A 19,507-nucleotide genomic window follows, 5' to 3' on the forward strand; every position below is an offset into this window, starting at 1 on the left:
GCGAGGGTTACGCGAGGGTTACGCGAGGCCGAGCTTCTCGGCCGCGGTGGCCGCGTCGACCGGCACCGTGACCGGCTGCGGGGCGCCCGCGACGGCCCAGTCCGGGTCCTTGAGGCCGTTGCCGGTGACCGTGCAGACGATCTTCTGCCCGGGGTCGACCTTGCCCTCCTCGGCGGCCTTGAGCAGACCGGCGACGGAGGCGGCCGAGGCCGGCTCCACGAAGACGCCCTCCTGGGAGGCCAACAGCCGGTACGCGGACAGGATCTGCCGGTCCGTCACCTCGTCGATGAAACCGCCCGATTCGTCCCGCGCGGCCAGGGCGTACTGCCAGGAGGCCGGGTTGCCGATCCGGATCGCGGTGGCGATCGTGGAGGGGTCCTTGACGATCTCGCCGCGCACGATGGGCGCGGAGCCGGAGGCCTGGAAGCCCCACATGCGCGGCGCGTGGGTGGAGACCCGGTCGCCGGCGTACTCCGTGTAGCCCTTCCAGTACGCGGTGATGTTGCCCGCGTTGCCGACCGGCAGGACGTGGATGTCCGGGGCGTCACCGAGCGCGTCGACGATCTCGAACGCGGCGGTCTTCTGGCCCTCGATACGGACCGGGTTGACCGAATTGACCAGCGCCACCGGGTAGTTGTCCGAGAGCGAGCGGGCCAGGGTCAGGCAGTCGTCGAAGTTGCCGTCGACCTGAAGGATCTTGGCGCCGTGGACGAGCGCCTGGCCCATCTTGCCGAGCGCGATCTTGCCCTGCGGTACGAGGACGGCGCAGACCATCCCGGCCCGTACCGCGTACGCGGCGGCGGAGGCGGAGGTGTTGCCGGTCGAGGCGCAGATGACGGCCTGCGCGCCCTCCTCCTTGGCGCGGGTGATCGCCATGGTCATCCCGCGGTCCTTGAACGAACCGGTGGGGTTGGCGCCCTCGACCTTGAGGTGCACCTCGCAGCCCGTGCGCTCGGAGAGGACCTGCGCCGGAACGAGCGGCGTACCGCCCTCACGAAGCGTGACAACGGGCGTCGTGCTCGTGACCGGAAGACGGTCCCGGTACTCCTCGATGATGCCGCGCCACTGGTGGGTGCCCTTGCTGGTCATGGGTCCTTACTCCCCTTCAACACGCATGATGCTGGCGACACCGCGCACGGTGTCGAGCTTGCGCAGCGCTTCGACGGTCCCGGAGAGGGCGGCGTCGGGCGCGCGGTGGGTGACGACGACGAGAGATGCCTCGCCGCCTCCGTCCTGACGGCCTTGCTGGCGCACCGTATCGATCGATACGCCCTGCTCGGCGAAGACCGTCGCGACCTGGGCGAGTACGCCAGGCTTGTCGGCCACGTCGAGGCTGATGTGGTACCGCGTGACGACGTCGCCCATCGGGCTGACCGGCAGACGCGTATAGGCGGACTCGCCGGGGCCGGGGGCCTCGTTGAGCTTGTTGCGGCAGACCGCGACGAGGTCGCCCAGGACCGCGGACGCGGTGGGCGCGCCACCGGCGCCGGGGCCGTAGAACATCAGCTGCCCGGCGGCCTCCGCCTCGACGAAGACCGCGTTGTACGCCTCGCGGACGGAGGCCAGCGGGTGGCTGAGCGGGATCATCGCGGGGTGCACGCGGGCCGTGACCGACTGCCCGTCGGCGGCGCGCTCGCAGATGGCGAGCAGCTTGACCGTGCAGCCCATGCGGCGGGCGGACGCGATGTCGGCGGCGGTGACCTCGGTGATGCCCTCGCGGTGCACATCGCCGATGCGTACGCGGGTGTGGAAGGCGATACCGGCGAGGATCGCGGCCTTCGCGGCGGCGTCGAAGCCCTCGACGTCGGCGGTCGGGTCGGCCTCGGCGTACCCGAGGGCGGTGGCCTCGTCGAGCGCCTCGGAGTAGCCGGCTCCGCTCGTGTCCATCCGGTCGAGGATGAAGTTGGTGGTGCCGTTGACGATGCCGAGGACCCGGTTGACCTTGTCCCCGGCGAGGGACTCGCGCAGCGGGCGTACGAGCGGGATGGCGCCGGCCACGGCCGCCTCGTAGTAGAGGTCGCGGCCGTGTTTCTCGGCTGCCGCGTGCAGTGCGGCGCCGTCCTCGGCGAGCAGCGCCTTGTTGGCCGAGACGACGCTCGCACCGTGCTCGAAGGCGGTCGTGATGAGTGTGCGGGCCGGCTCGATGCCCCCGATGACCTCGACGACGACGTCGATGTCGCCCCGTTCGACCAGGGCGGTCGCATCGGTGGTGACCAGTGCGGGATCGATTCCCTCCCGCACCTTCGAGGGCCGGCGGACGGCCACTCCGGCGAGCTCCACCGGCGCGCCGATGCGCGCGGCGAGGTCGTCGGCGTGCGTCGTCATGATGCGCGCCACCTCTGAGCCGACCACTCCACAGCCCAGCAGCGCCACCTTCAGCGGACGCGTACGCATCATCCGACCTCGTTTCTCATACATACTCATGTGTGGACCAGTCTCACTCACCGGACGGGGGTTTCTGCCACCCGTCCGGATCCTGAGACGACTATTTCATCACCCGACATCGAGGCGCAGGAGATCTTCCTCCGTCTCCCGTCGGACGATCACGCGCGCCTCTCCGTCGCGTACGGCTACGACCGGCGGGCGCAGGGCATGGTTGTAGTTGCTCGCCATGGAACGGCAGTACGCGCCGGTGGCGGGCACCGCGATCAGGTCGCCGGGAGCGAGGTCGGCCGGCAGGAACGCGTCCTTCACCACGATGTCCCCGCTCTCGCAGTGCTTGCCGACCACGCGGACCAGCATCGGTTCGGCGTCCGAGCTGCGCGAGACGAGGGCGACGCTGTATTCGGCGTCGTACAGCGCGGTGCGGATGTTGTCCGACATGCCGCCGTCGACGCTGACGTACGTACGCAGTCCTTCGAGCGGCTTGATCGTGCCGACCTCGTAGAGCGTGAACGCGGTGGGCCCGACGATGGCCCGGCCCGGCTCGACCGAGATGCGCGGGGTGCTCAGATTCGCGGACTCGCACTCGCGGGTCACGATGTCGCTGAGCGCCTTGGCGATCTCGTGCGGCTCGCGCGGGTCGTCCTCGGAGGTGTACGCGATGCCCAGCCCGCCGCCGAGGTCGATCTCGGGCAGCTCGACGCCGTGCTCGTCGCGCACCTCGGCGAGCAGCTGCACCACGCGCCGTGCGGAGACCTCGAACCCGGCCATGTCGAAGATCTGCGACCCGATGTGCGAGTGGATGCCGATCAGTTCGAGCCCGTCGAGCGTCAGCACCCTCCGCACCGCCTCGGCGGCCTGTCCGCCGGCCAGCGCGATACCGAACTTCTGGTCCTCGTGGGCGGTGGCGATGAACTCGTGGGTGTGCGCCTCGACGCCGACGGTGACCCGGATCTGGACGCGCTGGCGCAGGCCCCGGCTCTGCGCGATGTGGGCGACCCGGACGATCTCCTGGAAGGAGTCGAGCACGATGCGCCCGACGCCCGCCTCGACGGCCCGCTCGATCTCGGCGACGGTCTTGTTGTTGCCGTGGAAGGCGATCCGCTCGGCCGGCATACCGGCGTCCAGCGCGGTGGTCAGCTCACCACCGGAGCAGACATCGAGGTTGAGCCCTTCCTCCTGGAGCCAGCGCACGACGGCGCGCGACAGGAATGCCTTCCCGGCGTAGAAGACATCGGCACCGGGCCCGAAGGCGTCCGCCCAGGCGCGGCAGCGGGCGCGGAAGTCACTCTCGTCGAGGAAGTACGCCGGAGTGCCGAACTCCTCCGCGAGCCGGGCGACTTCGATCCCGCCGACGGTGAGCGCACCGTTCGTGTCGCGGGTGACGGTACGGGACCAGACCTTCTCGTCCAGGACGTTCAGATCGGTGGCCGGGGCGGTGTAGTGCCCCTCGGTGAGGACGTCGGCGTGACGGGGCCCGGCGGGGTGTGCGGATCGGCTCATCGTGTTGCTCTCTCGGGTCTCTCAGAGGTGTTCGGGCGCGCTGATACCGAGCAGGGACAGGCCGCCGGCCAGCACCGTCCCGGCGGCTTCGGCAAGGGCCAGCCGGGAGCGGTGGGCGGCCGAGGGTTTCTCGTCGCCGATGGGGAGCGGAGGGCAGGAGTCGTGGAAGGCGAAGAAGGCGCGCGCCACCGCTTCGAGATGCCGGGCGAGCCGGTCCGGCGCCCGGTGCCGGGCGGCGGCCAGGAGGACGCCGGGGTGGTCGGCGAGGAGGTCGAGCAGGGCGTGGGCATCGGGGTGGCGGGCGTCGGAGTCGGCGTCGTACGCGCCGTCGAAGCCGAGGAGCGCCGCGCCGCGGGTGAGGGCGCGGGCCCGGGAGTGGGCGTACCGCACCAGGAAGAGGGCGTTGGCCTCGCCCTGGACGAGAAGGTCGTCGCCGAGCGGCGCCCGGTCGTGTCCGGCGGGCCGCAGCAGCCCCCATCGGGTGGCGTCGGGCCCGAGCCGCTCCAGCAGCTCCCCCGCGTCCGCACCTGCGGGAACGGGCCGTATCGCGGTCAGCGGGGTGGGCGGAACCCCGTGGGCGTCGACGCCGACTCCGAGCCGCTCCCAGTCGGGGTCGGACGCCGTCTCGCAGCTGACCCGCACCCGGGCCCCCTGCGAGACGACCAGCGCGCGCACCGCGTGGGCGCTGACGGCGGCCCGTACCTCCCGGGCGTGCCGGAACTGGAGCACCTCCGTACGGAGCGCGTCGCCGTGCCCGTACCGCAGCCCCCGCTCCCGCACCTCGCGCACCAGTTCATGTCGGGCGGCGGTATCGGCACCGGCGTCGAGGGTGAAGCTCAGGAATCCGGGCCCGGTGATGTCCACGCGCCCGATCCCGGGCTCGGCGGCGACCCGGTCGCGCAGGATCCGTGCGACCTCCAGCGCGGGCAGCGCGGCGGGCCCGGCGAGCTGGAGCGCGACGGCGCAGGCGTAGTCGCCGCTGCCGCCCGGCCGTGTCCTTTCGATCCGCACGCGCGCGGGCACGGGCGCGCGCAAGGCATCCTCGTCGACCGCGCGGCGCACAGCGTGCAGCACGGTCCGGGAGAGATCGACGGGGGTCACGGGACAAGCGTATGGGAGACAGGGGGGCACTCCGCGACCCTGTTTCGCCATCCGGTCAGCCGGCCGCCCACCCCGCCCGCCCCGCACCGTGCCGCCCGTCCAGCTCCGGCGGGTCCTCCCGGCGCACCAGCCGGTGGACGATCCGCACCAGCTCACTCGGCTCGAACGGCTTCGCCAGAAAGACATCGACCCCGGCCGAGGCCCCCGCGTCCACCTCGTACTGCGTACAGGCGCTGATGATCGCGACGGGCAGATGGCTCGTCCGCGGATCGGCGCGCAGCCGCGCGGCGGTCTGGAGACCGTCGAGCCGGGGCATCACGACATCGAGCGTGATCGCATCCGGGCAGACCTGATGCACCAGATCCAGACACTCGACACCATCGGCCGCGGTCACGACCTCGAAGCCCTCAAGCTCGAGATTGACCCTGATCAACTGCCGGATGACCTTGTTGTCGTCGACAACAAGCACGCGGCCGTACGCCCCTGACACGCTTCGAGAGTAGGTCGGCCGGAGGGGCTGCGTCCGGGTTTTGCCCACTTCCGTCCCCGGAAGAGTGGCGAGAAACCGCGCCGACCGCCCGTTCGGGCGTGGCCGGAAGGGTTTCCCGCGCCGCGGAAATACCTGTTCACGGACACCCTGCGGGAGCTGGTAGTGTTTCACCCGTCGCAGAGCAACACCGCGATACGCCCCCGTAGCTCAGGGGATAGAGCATCGGCCTCCGGAGCCGGGTGCGCAGGTTCGAATCCTGCCGGGGGCACTTCGCAGGAAGTGCCGACAAGACCCCGCCGCCAGCCTTCAGGCTGGAAGCGGGGTCTTTGTGTATGCGATCACCATCCGCAACCTCGGACCACCGATGGAATGTGCCGCTCGTGTGGCAGCCCAGCCATTGATGCGGTCCGGCTGGGCTGCCACCCCGGTCAGGTGCCGCGGTCAGAGACGTCCGCACAACCCGCGGTGGTAGCGGAGGTGCTCCTGGTCGATGACATGGTCGGCATGCCGCTTGAGCTGATAGTCAACGGCTCCCGTCGAGTTCCGCCTCACCGCCCACTGCTCATCGATGTAGATAGCGAGCCTGTCGAATTCGACGTGGTGGTTGGGACAGAGACACAGCAGGTTGGACAGCTGATCGGGCCCGTGGTGGGGCCTCCCCAGTCCCCGGATGTGGGCGGCCTCGCTGTAGTGGCTGTATCTGGTCTCTACGCGGGAATCGCATACCTGGCACGCGTGCTCGTACATCACCTTGATGCTCTCGACGAGCCGCGGGTCCCTGTCGAGCTGCGAGGAGGCGCCCGGGCGGCGGGGCACTCTTCCTCCGCCGGTTCCTGGGTCGGGGAGTTCGCCGCTGGCACTCGCGAAACCGGCGAGACCCACGCGCTCCAGAATTTCCTCCCGGTCCACATCACCGAGGTAGCTGGAACAGATCAGACCGATGGCCTCGGCCCGCGCCAACGAGCGTCGAAGGACCTTGGCGGCGTCCCTTTTGAGGCCGGCGCTCGCACGCGCTGCGGTCAGCTTGGACGGCGTTGGCGTGGCGTTCCGATCCTCCACCCCCTCGACGTCCCACAGCCCACTGGAGCGTAGGTGCCAAAACGGGTACTCAGGGGTGACCCTCGAATCCGGGAGGCCGAAGTCCCGCAGCAGAGGCCCGACCTCGTCGCGGAACGTCTGCCACTCGACCATGCGGTCCTGCTCAGCAGTCAGACGGCCGATGGCCCACAGGAGAGTGATCGGCTTGTGACGTGAAGGACGCTGGTCCTTGGTGTGGGTCTTCAAACTTGAGAGGGCGCGGAACACGTCGTCCCGGCTCAGTGTCGTGCCTCTGCCAGGAGGCAGATCGTTTCGCCCCGGCCTCACGGGCGTCGACCGATCGACCAAACGCAGGCAACGGCGCCGCCCCTCAGCACCTACCAGAGTCAGCGAACGCAGCGGCTCGGGAAGCCGGAGTTCACTGAGAACGGGTTTCGCCGGTGTGTCGAACTCGACCACGTCTCCCAGTGCCATGATGTGCTCCCAGGTCTTCTGGCCCTCGTCCACACCCCAGACGGCCTTGGCAAGGGCCTGGTTGTGGAAGAGCCCGAGAATCCTCGCGCTGGCAACGAACTTCTTGTCCGCGTAGAACAAGACCTCGTCACCGACCCGCCGTCCGGCAATCGCGGCAGCTTTTCCGTCCTTCTTGGAAGGAGGCGTAGCCCCCCAGAGCCGCGCCGGGCCCGTCGGGAAGAGTTCCTTCAGCGCTTGAGCGTCAGCACCGAGAACGTGCTCGTAGTCCGAGAGCCGGATGCCTTCCCGCACCGAGTGCTTGAAGTGCTGCGGACCTCGCACACGAGCAGTTCCTCTTGGCTGGAGCACCCACTGGACTCCCACCGAATCGTGGAGAGCAGTGCCACCGACACCCGCTCCGGTCGATCCCTCGTCACCCGTCTCGGAGAGTCGCACATCGGTTTCTGTTTTCACGATCGCCAGGTTAACCGGGGGGACTGACAACGGGTTTGGCCGGGCCGCTTCAGGTTTGGCCGGCGGCCACGGGGCCACCCAGCTCTGCTTCCATGGCCAGCGCGGCCACTCGCTCCGTCGCAGCCCCCGTCCGGCGGCCACAGTCACGCCCGGTCTCCACCGGCACCGTTCAATGTTTGGGGCGCAGCCAGCCCTGCTTTCCCTGCGGAATCACCTGTGCCGCGTCCGTGTACCAAAGCTTGTTGTCGCCATCGAACCTGGCGCTCACCAGGCGCTTGGCCTCGTCCTTCTCCTGATAGGAAACGTTCAGGTAGAGCCGCCCCCAGACCGTCGCCCCCACCTCGACGCCTTCGGCCGCCTTCGGATTGCCCTTCCGCGAGCTGCCCGAATCCCGATGCGGACGCCCACCACCCCGGTACACCGGACTCTCCCTGCGCGCCTGGTCCATAACGCGTCGCGCCTGAGCACACGAGTCTGCGTCCTCCAACCGCATCATGAGGTCGGTGGGCCCCAGGTTGCCCAGCAGGTTCAGCGAGCCGTGCCAGAGGACGGTGCCGTCCACGATGAACACCTTCTCGTGCATGCGCTCGCGATACTCAACCGTGCAGCCCGCCTCCTTGAGCTGATCCACCAGTCCGCGGTGACGCTCGACCACGGAATCCTCCCGCTGCTCCTCGGGAGACCGGGTGTGGATCACCACTCTGACACCGGCAGCCGCTTTCTCCTCCAGGAGTGCCAGCCATCTCTTCACTCGGGGCACCGCCAGCAGGAACGTATAGATGTCGATGCTCTCCCTGGCGCGTTCGATGTCCCAGTGCACCGCGCGATCGACCTGCTCAGCGGGGAAGAACGCGGGTCGGGTCAGCTCCTCGTCCGGCAGTGCCGCGAGTTCTGCCGCGCTTCTGATGGGGATGAGCTGGTCGACGGAGATGGACTGGGCTCGCGATTCGAGGTGGTCGAGCATCGTCCGCGCCTCGCTGCGCTGCGGAAGCTTCTTGCGGAGGAACGCCACGTCCGCGATGACGACAAGGTGGTCCTGGGCTCGGCTCAGGGCAACGTTCAGCAAGCGGCACGTCTCGGAGTCCAGGCCGGTTCCTCGGTAGAAATGACCGGGATAGTCACCGGCTCCGGCCACGGTGTCGAGGATCACGACCGGTCGTTGGCTTCCCTGGAACCGGTGCACGGATTCCACCAGGCCGTCGTAGTCGGCGCCGAGCCGCTCGGTCAGGACACGTTTGAGGCCCTTGACCTGGTCCTTGTACGGGGCGATCACCGCGAGGCGGTCGGTCGCCCGCTCGCCCGGCGGGACGTTCTCCCACTTCCTCGGTGGCAGCACTCCGTCGTACTGGAGACCGCGTACGAGTTCGTGTACCGCGGCCTGATGGACGGGGTTCGTCCTGTGGTTGGGACCGGGAACACAGTGCCCCGACGTATCGATCAGGATCACAGGTGCGTTGACAAGCGGACTGAAGGGAATGCGGCTCTCGTTGTCCCGGCCGGTACGCAACGGTGCGTCCGGATAGGCCACAGCGTTGACGAGATCGCAGATCGGCTCACGCATGCGGTACTGGGTGCTGAGAGCGACGAGCCTCGGGTCCTGACGCACGGTTCCAGCGGCGGTGACCAGGCCCGCCGCGCGGAAGGCATCCGTGGCCGACCATTGGCGCGCGTGTGCCTTGTCCTCCTCACTCGCGCCCCGGTCATCGGCAGCCTTGTTCACAGCCGGTAGCTGCCGGAAGTCGCCTGCCACCACGACGCGTTTACCGGCCAGGCCGGCTACGTACCAGGCCATCGGCAAATTGATCATGCCTGCCTCGTCGATCACCACGACATCGGTGCGCTCCAGCAGGGAGCGGGACTGAGCGGCTTTCGCGACGGTGGCTCCGAGCACCCGGCAGTTGGCTCTCACAGCGTCGGAAATGCGCCGCAGCTCCTTCTCCGCCGCGTTGATCTGCTTCTGGAGGACATCGGTCCGTTCGGTCAGGGTTCGCAGCGGCTCAACACCCTCGAGCTTCGCGTTCTGATCGGTGATGTCTGTTCCGATGCGGGAGATGTCCCGCGCCGCCTTGTCCTGTGCGGTCTTCGCCGCGTCCCTGGCCTCATTGGCCTCGAGCGCCTGTTGGCTCGCTTTCCAGAGGTCGGTGCGTGCCGCGTCGAGTTTGGCCTGTTTCTGGTCTGCGAAGAAACCCGACGGCGTACCGATGCGGCGAATGCGCGCCCCCATCGCATCCGCGATCTCCAGGGCATCACTCGATGCCTGGCCGGCCTTCTGCCGTGCAGCACCCGCAGATCCGTACGCTGCTCGGGCAGCGACCAGGTCCTCGTGCAGGCTTCGCAGCCGCTCGTGGAGCGCGATGCCCGAGCGCACCGTTGTCAGGGCGGAGGTGAGCTGAGTGAGCTCGCTCTGCAGATGGGCGGAGAGCCTCGCCGCCACCTGTTCGGGGTCCACGTACGCGCCGTACCGCTCCCGGAGCGACTCGACGTCAATGCCGCCCGCCCGCTGCACCAGACCGGTGTCGAAGCCCTGCTCTCCGGAGAGCAGGTCGCAGATCCGTTCCAGTGCCTGATCGACAGCGACCTTGGTCGGAGCGAGGAAGAGCACGTTGAGCCCCTGGCGGCTGCACCCCTCCACAATGTGCGCGACCACATCCGTCTTTCCTGTTCCGGGCGGGCCCCACAGGAACGTGACCTCACTGGCGAGGGCCTGTTCCACAGCCTGGCGTTGCGGTGGGTTGAGACGGAGCGAAGGCCAGTCGGCAACCCAACGCCCTGGGTCGGCTTCACGCCCCACCTTCGGGCTCCCCTGGCCGGTGATCCATCCGGCGCTCTCCGGCCGTACCGGATGGTCGGCCTCGCCGACAGACGCGAGACGCTCCGCCAGCACCTTCCAGGTCTGGGATTCGTCCGCGCGCAGCTGCACCTGGCCCGGCGCATGCCCCAGGTCGGCCTCGGTGACGAAGCGGACTTTGTTGTCGGGAAGGCGGGTGACCTCGGCCGGTGTCCAGGGACCTTGCGATCGGGAGGGCCGCACCAGGAGGGGCATACCGTTCAGAGCCTCGGGCCAGCGCTTGAAGCTGAATTCGTACTCGTGCTGCGGCCCGGATACGGACAGCCTGCGCCCCTCACGCAGGGAAGCCTTGGGCTTGTTCCCCCCGTCGCTGCGCAGTTCCGCCGCGATCTCCAGCTGTGCGGCCCTCAGAAGTTCATCCACCGGCTTCGGACGCCCGGACCCTGCCATATCTGCTCCCCCGCACGCTCTCTGTCCCGCCATGGTCACCAGGGCCGGACGGAGAGCATCATTTTCCGGCCCCCTGAGTCCGACTCCTCCGAGACGCAGCAGGCCCCTCGCTTTCACCCGCCTCGGGACTCTACGATCGCGAATTGCGCGAGGGCAATGAGTTCCCTCACCAGCGCGTGGCCACCGGCGGGGAAACCCGGTCGCCCGCCACCGGATAGATGATCTTGGCCGATTCCCCCCAGACACCGCGAGCCGATACGATCCGAGGGGAATTCTGACGTTCAAATCGAACGCACGTCGGAATGTATGCAGGTCGGTTCGGAACGGAGTGAGGACGGCGTATGCGGGAGGGCCGCTGGGAAACGGTCACGGATTCCGAGTTCCCGCATGAGCGTCGCGGCCTCGAAGCCATCCGCACGGAGCTTCCGGACAACGATCCGTGGCGGGCCTGGTCGAACTTCACGTTCACCGCGAACTCCGGTCACGTCCGGGAGGTGGATCTGCTGGTGATCGCCCCCGGCGGCGTCTTCCTGATCGAGCTGAAGGACTGGCACGGATCCCTGGAGTCCCGCAGCGGAACCTGGCTGCAGACCCAGCCCAGGGGGCGGCAGGTCGCCCACGGCAACCCTCTGCACCTGGCGAACAAGAAGGCCAAGGAGCTGGCCGGGCTGCTGGAGCCCGAGCTGAACGGCGAGCGGGTGTGGGTCTCGGAGGCGGTCTGCTTCACCGACTCCTCGCTGAAGGTCCGGCTCCCCCACCACGACCAGCACGGTGTCCACACCGTTCCGCAGCTCGTCAAGACGCTGAAGGAGCCCCCGCAGTTCGAGCAGCGGCGGATCGACGCCCCGCGGTCGCGACGGATCGCGGCGGCTCTGGGCCGGGTCGGCATCGCACGCAGTGACGCGGAGTACAAGGTCGGCCCGTATCTGCTGCACCGGAAGTCGTTCGACTCCGGCCCCACCTGGGCGGACTATCTGGCCCGGCACAGCGATCTGCCCGAGGCTGCCAGGATTCGCGTCTATCTGCGCGAGCGCGGCTCGGATGCCGGGCTGCGGGCCTCCGTGGAGCACGCTGCCCGCCGTGAGGCCGCGGTGTTGCGGCACTTCCGCCACCCAGGTGTGGTGCAGCTCAAGCAGTACGACCCGTCGGGACATTCCGCCGGCCCCGCGTTGATCTTCGACTACGACCCGAGAACGCTGCGACTGGACGAGTACGTGGCGCAGTACGGGGAGAAGCTGGACATTCTCGGCCGAATGGCACTCGTGCGTCAGCTGGCGGAGACGGTGCGTTCCGCGCACGGCAGGCGTATCTACCACCGGACCCTGGCGGCGCGTGCGATCCATCTGATGCCGCGCGGCCGTAGCGGAGCGGCGGGTTCGGACAGCGAGGACGCGGGCTGGCTCAGTCCGTACGTACAGATCTCCGACTGGCAGGTCGCCGTCCAGCGCGGTTCCGAGCACGGTGGCCAGAATGCCGGGGACAGACTCGCGCCGACGTCGTTCTCGCGGGCCGGTGCGCACATCGCCGAGGGTGCGGACCCGTACCTCGCTCCCGAGCTGACCGCCCTCAAGGCCGATCCGGTCGCCTTGGATGTGTACGGCCTCGGTGTACTCACCTATTTGCTGGCCACGGGTAAGGCACCCGCGGCCAGTCAGGCCGAGCTGCTGGCCCGGTTCGAGGCGGGCGAGGGACTGCGGCCGAGCGCGGTGGTCGACGGTCTCTCGGAGTACATCGATGAGCTGGTGCAGGCGGCTACCGCGTACAGCGTCTCCGACCGGCTGTCCTCGGTGGACGACTTCCTGGAAATGCTGGAGGTCGTCGAGGAGGAGCTGACCGAACCGGCCCCCGCCGAGCAGGCACCGGTGCCCGTCCCCGAGAAGAACCCGTTGGACGCGGTCGCGGGCGATGTACTGGCGGGCCGCTGGGAGGTGAAGCGCCGGCTGGGTACGGGGTCGACGAGCCGTGCTTACCTGGTACGGGATCTGTCGGCCGGGCCGGAGGTCCGCTTCTCGAAGTCTCTCGCGGTGCTGAAGGTGGCACTCTCCGGCAGCAGGGACGCGGTACTGGCCCGTGAGGCCGAGGTCATGGGCCGGCTGCGACCCGATTCGCGCATCATCCGGCTGGTCGAGCCCACGCCGCAGCGCATCGGGGGCCGCACGGTCCTGGTCATGGAGTACGTGGGTGACGAGCGCGCGGCCGACGTCGAGCCGGCAGCACCTGGTTCGACGAAGAACCGGCGGCGCGAGGAAACCGTTGCCCGTCAGTTGCGGGAGTTCGGGCGTCTGTCGGTGGACCAGCTGGAGGCGTACGGGGACTATCTGTTCGGCGCGGTGGACTTCCTCGAGGGCGAGGGTGTCTGGCATCGCGACATCAAGCCGGACAACATCGCGATCCGTATCCGTCCGAACCGCACCCGCGAACTGGTGCTGATCGACTTCTCGCTCGCCGGATACCCGGTGCAGGAGACCGGCGCGGGTACGGACGGCTACCTGGATCCCTTCATCGGTACGCTCACGGACCGTTCGGTGTACGACGGACATGCCGAGCGGTACGCCGTGGCGGCCACGCTCCATGAGATGGCCTCGCGCGAGTTGCCGGTGTGGGGTGACGGGCGAGTATCAGCGCGCCAGACCGACCCGAAGCAGGAGCCGTATCCAAAGATCGCGGTGGATGCTTTCGATCCTGCGGTGAAGGACGGTCTGCTCGCCTTCTTCCGCAAGGCCCTGCACCGGGACGCGTCGCAGCGCTTCCGCGATCTCAAGCCGATGCGCGATGCCTGGAAGAAGATCTTCCTGGCGATGGACGAGGCCAAGCCCTCCTCACGCCGCTCGCGCCACTCGGCGGCGGCCGAGGTGGGAGCGGAGGTCCCGGCAGCGGGTGCCGCGATCGCGGATGCCGAGACGGAGACCGCCGAGCAGCAGCGCGACCGGCAGGCCGCTCAGGCGGACCGCTCGACTCCGGTATCGGCTTCGGGGCTGAGCCCCGCCGCGGAATCGTTCGTCTACGGGCTGCGCGTCAATACGGTCGGAGAGCTGCTCGACTACAGCCAGCGCCAGCTCGTGAACGCCCCCGGCCTGGGCGCGAAGACGCGCAAGGAAGTCCTGGGCCGGATCAAGGAATGGCGCCAGCGGCTCGCCGAGCGCCCGGCCGCGCCGCTCACTCCCGAGGGCCGCAAGGAGGCGAAGGCCGAGCTTTCGGCGGCCGAGGCCGCGGTGGCCGGTGCGATGGCCGAGGCCGGTGGCGGGGGTTCGCTGCCGGAACGTGCCCTGCGCGGCGTCAGCCTGGACACCCTGGCCACCGTCTTCGTGCCGGAGCTGAAGAAGGACGGGACGAACCGCAACGAGTGCGAGATGGTCCGGCTGCTGCTGCGCCTGCCCAATGGCCACGGCGAGCTGCCCACCGAGGTCGGTGTCTGGCCGAAGCAGAAGGATGTCGCGGACGCGCTGGGCCTGTCGGCGGGCCGGATTCCGCAGATGCTGAAGACGCAGCGCACCCGCTGGAAGAAGCATCCGACGGTACGGGCGCTGCGCGCCGAGATTCTGGAATTGCTGCACTCCATGGGCCGGCTCGCGTCGGCCGCGGAGATCGCGGACGCTCTCGCAGTACGCCGCGGAACCCAGCTCCAGGAGCCTGAACAGCGCCGTGCGCTGGCCCTGGCGGCGGTCCGTGCAGTGGTGGAGGTCGAGCAACTCGTCCCGCAGGAAGGCGAGTTCCGGCACGCTCCGAACCGGGACGCGGCCGACGAGGGCATGGGGGCGGGGCTGCTGGCTCTGGAGGTCGGCGAGGACGACGCCCCGCAGACTCCGTCCGCACCGGGCCTGCTGGACTACGCTCAGCGGCTCGGCCGGGTCGCGGACCGGCTGGCGAAGCTGGACACACTGCCGACCGCCGCAACGGTTCTGACGGAACTCTCGGCGATCCCCACACCGAGTGCGGTCGTGGAGTGGGACGAACGTCGCCTGGTGGAGGTAGCGGCGGCAGCAGCGCGGAACGCGGCGGCGACGCCCCGGCTGGAGATCTATCCACGAAACCTTCCGCTGGTACGAGCCCTGCGACTGACCCAGGCCGGGCTGGTCCGCGTGATCCCCGGCGTGGCGGAGGCCGACCAGCCGGGGCTGACCGCCGCCGATGTGCACGAGCGGGTACGGGCCCGCTTCCCCGAGCTGCTGAACAAGCGGGGCGGACACGCACTCCCGGTCAACGGCCCGCTGACGAAGGCGTTGCAGGCGGCCGGATTCGACCTGACCGAATCCACTCGCCGACGCCCCCGCACACTGCGGTACCTGCCGCGGAGGACGAACTTCGCGTCCAGCTTCCTCTCCTCGGACGGCAAGCGGCAGGCGACCGGCACGATCGCCGCGCGCCGCTACTCCGACGATCCGCAGCTCGCGGGCGCGGTCGCGGCGGAGGAACGCCTGCTGTCCTCGGCCCAACGGGACGGATTCCGCGTCCTGACGGTACGGACAGGTCTGGCACACCAGGCGATACGGGAGTTGGAGGGCGACCGGTTCGACGCCGGGGTGGTCTCGGTGACCGAACTGTTCCTGAGCGCCCTCCACGAACTGGTCGACGCCCGCCCCAAGCCGACCTGGGAGACGATCCTGCGGGCGGATGTGGCCCCGCCCGGTTCTCGGGGCGCGATGAAGTTCGCCGAGTACGCGCGTACAGCGTGGAGCACGGTGGAACCCCGGGTGGGCGAGCTGCTGTCGGCACCGGGCCCCAAGAACCCGCTGCTGCTCACGGACGCCGGGGTGCTCGCCCGGTACGACGCCATGGGCAGCCTGGAGCGGCTGGCCGAGCGGGCGAGGAATGGCGGGCGGGGCCTGTGGCTGCTGTGCCCGCAGAGCGACCCGGCGCGCCCGCCGCGACTGGGGGCGACGGCTGTGCCGTATCAGGCGGGGCTGGGTGAGTGGGTGGTCCTGCCGGACTCGTGGGTGTCGAACGCCCACCGAACCGACGAGTTGGGCCTGTTGGGCAGGCGGAACGCTGTGCCGACGATGAACGCGACTAGGGGAGAAAACCAGAAGTGATCGACCGCACGGCGTTGAAGACGGACCTGATCAAGCAGGTCAAGGCGGTCGAGGTGGACCTCGGCAAGCAGGTCGCGGAGGGCGAGAAGCTGCTCAAGCCGCTGCGCACGGAGTACGGGAAGGCGAGCAAGGCGGTCCTCCCTCCGGACGAGGCCCCGAAGTGGGACGTCTGGCTGGAGAGCCGGCTGGCGGAGCTCTCGGCGGATCGCGCGGATGACGTACGGGCGGCGGAGGCGGTCGCTGGCCGGTTGCGGGCTGAGTACGACGAGGCGCGGGGCCTGGGACGTACGGCGGCGACGTGGAACGCCTGGCTGGACGAACGCGTCACGCAGGTCGCGGTGGCGTGGGTGCTGGGCACGGTGTTCGTCCGGTTCTGCGAGGACAACCGACTGATCCCGGAGCCGTATCTCACGGGCGCTGAGGCCGAGCGACGCGACCTCGCGGAGGCGCGGTACGCCCAGTATGTGGAGGAGACCGAGGACCCGACGTACCGGGGCTGGCTGCTGCGTGCGTTCAAGGAGTTGGGCGCGGGCCAGGCGGGCAGGCTGCTGTTCCGGCAGGACCGCAATCCGCTGTACCAGATCCCGTTGTCGCACGACGGGGCGCGAGCGCTGGTGGAGTTCTGGCGCGAGCGGCGGGAGGGACCGGCTGGAGAGGACAGTGCGGGCGGTACTGATGGTGCGCCGGTCCTCGTCCACGACTTCGCGGATCCACTGAACGCTGACGGTACGGACGGGTGGGACACCCGGTTCCTGGGTGACCTGTACCAGGACCTTTCGGAGGCGGCGCGGAAGACGTACGCGCTGCTCCAGACCCCGGAGTTCGTGGAGGAGTTCATCCTCGACCGGACGATGGACCCGGTGGTCCGCGAGATGGGCGGCCGGTTCAACGAGTTGAAGATGATCGACCCGACGTGCGGCTCGGGGCACTTCGTACTGGGTGCGTTCAGGAGGCTGGTACGCCTGTCGGCGGAACGCCATCCGGACCGCGACCTGCACGAGCGCGTGCGGGACGCGCTGAACTCGGTACACGGCGTGGACATCAACCCGTTCGCGGTAGCCATCGCACGGTTCCGGTTGCTGCTGGCGGCGATGGCTGCGGCGAATGTACGGACGCTGGCGGGGGCGGGGCGGTACGACTGGCCGGTGCATTTGGCGGTGGGCGATTCGCTGATCGAGGACCGGCAGCAGGAGCTGGAGCTGACCAGCGAGGAGACGGGGAAGCGGCTCGTTGATTTCGCGTATGCAACGGAGGACCTGGATGACTATCCGGGGATTCTGGAGCGGGGGCGGTATGACGTGGTGGTGGGGAACCCGCCGTACATCACGGTTAAGGACAGGAAGCTGAATGCACTCTATCGGGCACTTTATGCGTCTTGCGGAGGGACGTACGCCTTGTCCGTCCCCTTCGCGGAGCGCTTTTTCCAGCTAGCGAAAGTGGGGGAGCCCGACGGGCGCGGATATGGAATGGCTGGACAGATCACGGCGAACTCTTTCATGAAGCGAGAGTTCGGAACCAAGCTGATTGAAGAGTACTTCGCGCACAAAGTTGAATTGATGGAGGTTATTGATACATCCGGGGCATACATCCCGGGGCATGCCACACCGACTGTAATCCTCGTAGGGCGCCGACGATCAGGCAGAAAACGCGCGGAGACCATCCGCACCGTGCGAAGCATCCAGGGCGAACCCAAGACCCCGGACGACGGCGCAAACGGACTCGTCTGGAATGCAATTCTAGACCAGATTAACAAGCCCAACTCCGCGAGCCAATGGGTGTCTGTTGATGACCTGGAACGCGAAAGGTACTTCAGCCGTAAACCATGGATTCTAACGGATGGCGGATTGGAAATGGTGGAACAGATCCAATCCGCAAGCACCACCAGGATTAGAGCCCTGCTCACGCGAATCGGATTCTATGGCGACACACACGCCGATGATGCACTTACCTTTCCACGCAGACGACTTGACGCACTCTCCGTCGAGCCAGAATTCACAAAACGCCTGGGCGTTGGCGACGAGGTTCGCGACTACACCATCTCCGACGGAGACCATGTACTCCATCCTTACGATTCCACTCACTCCCTCGTTCCACTCTCTAGCACACCGGGACTGGCCCGTACAATATGGCCCAACAGGACCGAATTGGGTAATCGCTCAACCTTTTCGGGGCGAACCTACTTCGCCGATGGGCGCTCCTGGTGGGAATGGCATCAACTACCCAAGGACATTGACGCGCACTCCTGGTCCTTGAATTTTGCGTTCGTCGCAACACATAATCACGTGGTACTTGATCGAACCGGCCACGCATTTACACGAACTGCACCAGTGATCAAGCTTCGCCGGGAAGCGAGCGAAGAAGACCACCTGCAACTACTCGGAGTGCTCAACAGTTCCACTGCCTGCTTCTGGCTCAAGCAAGTGAGCCAGTCCAAGGGTAACGGCGGCATCGGTGGCGGAATCTCGGATGAGCTCTGGGAACATCGATTCGAGTTCACTGGGACCAAGTTGGAACAATTCCCTCTCCCTGACACCTCCCCGACGACCCTCGGCACCACTTTGGACACACTCGCCCAGAGACTCACTTCCGTGAGCCCATCTGTCATCGCGAAGTCATTCCCTACAGCCACTTCACTCCGCAAAGCCACTACCGAGTGGCACTCCACCCGCGCCCAGATGATCGCCCTTCAAGAAGAGCTGGACTGGCAGGTCTACTCCCTCTACAAGCTGCACTCCGAAGACCTGCGCGCCCCCGAATCCGATGTCCCCGAACTTGCCCTCGGCGAGCGGGCCTTCGAGATCGTGCTGGCGCGGCGGGTGGAGAAGGGTGAGGCATCCGGCGAGTGGTTCAAGCGGCATGGCTCCACTCCCATCACCGAGATGCCCGACCACTGGTCCGACGCCTACAAGGCAGTCGTCCAGAAGCGCATCGACGCCATCGAGTCGTCCCGGGCCATCGGCATGGTGGAGCGGCCCGAGTACAAGCGGCGCTGGGCAACCGAGGGTTGGGACGTTCTCCAGGAGCGGGCTCTCAAGTCCTGGTTGCTCGACCGTATGGAGAACCGTGAGCTCTGGTTCCAGGAAGGGCAGCCGACGCTGCTCACGCGTGCCCAGCTCACCAGCGCCCTCGCGCTCGATGAGGACTTCGTTTCCGTTGCCGATCTGTACGCACCCCGCAAGGAGCTGGCGACCGTCGTCGCCGAACTCCTCGCGGATGAGCACGTGCCGTTCCTCCCTGCCCTCCGTTACAAGCCTTCCGGGTTGAAGAAGCGTGCCGACTGGGAGGACGTCTGGGCGCTTCAGCGTGAGGAGGACGCAGCCCCGGACGAGCCAGCCAAGCGGAAGATCCGGGACGCCATCCCCGTACCGCCGAAGTACACCTCGGCCGACTTCCTCAAGCCGTCCTACTGGAGAGCACGCGGCAAGCTCGACGTGCCGAAGGAGCGGTTCATCTCGTACGCGACCGGTGCGATCTCCGGCGTCCCCGACCTGTTCGGCTGGGCAGGCTGGGATCACCGCGAGCAGGCGCAGGCGCTGACCACCTACTTCACGAACGATGACAGGCTGTCCGCCGAGGAAATGGTGCCTCTCCTAGCGGGCCTCCTCGAACTTCAGCCCTGGCTTGGCCAGTGGCACAACACGTTCGATCCGTTGTACAGCGGTACACCCGCCGCCTTCTTCGCCGGTTACCGTTCCGCCCAGCAGGGCGAGCACGGGCTGACCGACGACGACTTGCGCGACTGGCGCCCCGCCGCAGCCCGTCGCGGTCGGCGGCAAGCAGGCAGCTAAGACGCCGGAC

The 19,507-nt window shown here is 68.1% G+C and carries 9 protein-coding genes and 1 tRNA gene; 3 read left to right on the plus strand and 7 right to left on the minus strand.

The window, feature by feature from the left end; all coding sequences use genetic code 11:
- Positions 1-18: 18 nt before the first annotated feature.
- The 5 genes from thrC to A6A29_RS36770 all read right to left on the minus strand — a co-directional run bounded on the left by thrC (position 19) and on the right by A6A29_RS36770 (position 5,476).
- Entirely contained in the window at positions 19-1,089 is a 1,071-nt protein-coding gene (gene thrC / locus A6A29_RS36750) for a threonine synthase (protein WP_073727316.1), read from the minus strand.
- 6 nt (positions 1,090-1,095) lie between these two features.
- On the minus strand, positions 1,096-2,397 hold the full coding sequence (locus A6A29_RS36755) for a homoserine dehydrogenase (RefSeq protein WP_198953519.1): 1,302 nt from the start codon (positions 2,395-2,397) through the stop codon (positions 1,096-1,098).
- A 96-nt stretch (positions 2,398-2,493) separates the two neighbouring features.
- Positions 2,494-3,885 carry a diaminopimelate decarboxylase gene (gene lysA / locus A6A29_RS36760; RefSeq protein ID WP_073727318.1) on the minus strand — a complete coding sequence of 464 codons (1,392 nt, stop codon included), beginning with the start codon at positions 3,883-3,885 and terminating at the stop codon, positions 2,494-2,496.
- 21 nt (positions 3,886-3,906) lie between these two features.
- Entirely contained in the window at positions 3,907-4,986 is a 1,080-nt protein-coding gene (gene nrtL, locus A6A29_RS36765; RefSeq protein ID WP_073727320.1) for an ArgS-related anticodon-binding protein NrtL, read from the minus strand.
- A gap of 55 nt (positions 4,987-5,041) precedes the next feature.
- Positions 5,042-5,476 carry a response regulator gene (locus A6A29_RS36770; RefSeq protein WP_241838776.1) on the minus strand — a complete coding sequence of 145 codons (435 nt, stop codon included), beginning with the start codon at positions 5,474-5,476 and terminating at the stop codon, positions 5,042-5,044.
- 196 nt (positions 5,477-5,672) lie between these two features.
- On the opposite strand from A6A29_RS36770, the gene A6A29_RS36775 reads away from it, so the two are divergent.
- Positions 5,673-5,744 (plus strand) — tRNA-Arg (locus tag A6A29_RS36775).
- A gap of 173 nt (positions 5,745-5,917) precedes the next feature.
- Here the strand turns inward: A6A29_RS36775 and A6A29_RS47235 are convergent.
- Both A6A29_RS47235 and A6A29_RS36785 read right to left on the minus strand, forming a co-directional pair.
- On the minus strand, positions 5,918-7,441 hold the full coding sequence (locus A6A29_RS47235; protein WP_241838777.1) for an HNH endonuclease: 1,524 nt from the start codon (positions 7,439-7,441) through the stop codon (positions 5,918-5,920).
- 169 nt (positions 7,442-7,610) lie between these two features.
- Complete coding sequence (locus A6A29_RS36785; RefSeq protein WP_073727324.1) at positions 7,611-10,679, minus strand: AAA domain-containing protein; 3,069 nt, start codon at positions 10,677-10,679, stop codon at positions 7,611-7,613.
- A 341-nt stretch (positions 10,680-11,020) separates the two neighbouring features.
- Here A6A29_RS36785 and pglW point away from each other — a divergent pair, with 341 nt between their 5' ends.
- Together pglW and pglX are read left to right on the plus strand one after the other, a co-directional pair.
- Positions 11,021-15,709, plus strand: coding sequence for a BREX system serine/threonine kinase PglW (gene pglW / locus A6A29_RS36790; protein ID WP_073727326.1), 4,689 nt, complete (start codon positions 11,021-11,023; stop codon positions 15,707-15,709).
- Complete coding sequence (gene pglX / locus A6A29_RS36795; protein WP_107468392.1) at positions 15,706-19,497, plus strand: BREX-2 system adenine-specific DNA-methyltransferase PglX; 3,792 nt, start codon at positions 15,706-15,708, stop codon at positions 19,495-19,497. The genes pglW and pglX overlap by 4 nt, the downstream gene beginning before the upstream one ends.
- Positions 19,498-19,507: the final 10 nt, after the last annotated feature.

This window comes from Streptomyces sp. TSRI0281 (assembly GCF_001905125.1).
GTDB lineage: Bacteria > Actinomycetota > Actinomycetes > Streptomycetales > Streptomycetaceae > Streptomyces.

Bases quoted from the DNA above. Each gene is read 5' to 3' on its own strand.
- thrC (WP_073727316.1), bottom strand. From the start codon at position 1,089: ATGACCAGCAAGGGCACCCACCAGTGGCGCGGCATCATCGAGGAGTAC.
- A6A29_RS36755 (WP_198953519.1), bottom strand. From the start codon at position 2,397: ATGATGCGTACGCGTCCGCTGAAGGTGGCGCTGCTGGGCTGTGGAGTG.
- lysA (WP_073727318.1), bottom strand. From the start codon at position 3,885: ATGAGCCGATCCGCACACCCCGCCGGGCCCCGTCACGCCGACGTCCTC.
- A6A29_RS36785 (WP_073727324.1), bottom strand. From the start codon at position 10,679: ATGGCAGGGTCCGGGCGTCCGAAGCCGGTGGATGAACTTCTGAGGGCC.
- pglW (WP_073727326.1), top strand. From the start codon at position 11,021: ATGCGGGAGGGCCGCTGGGAAACGGTCACGGATTCCGAGTTCCCGCAT.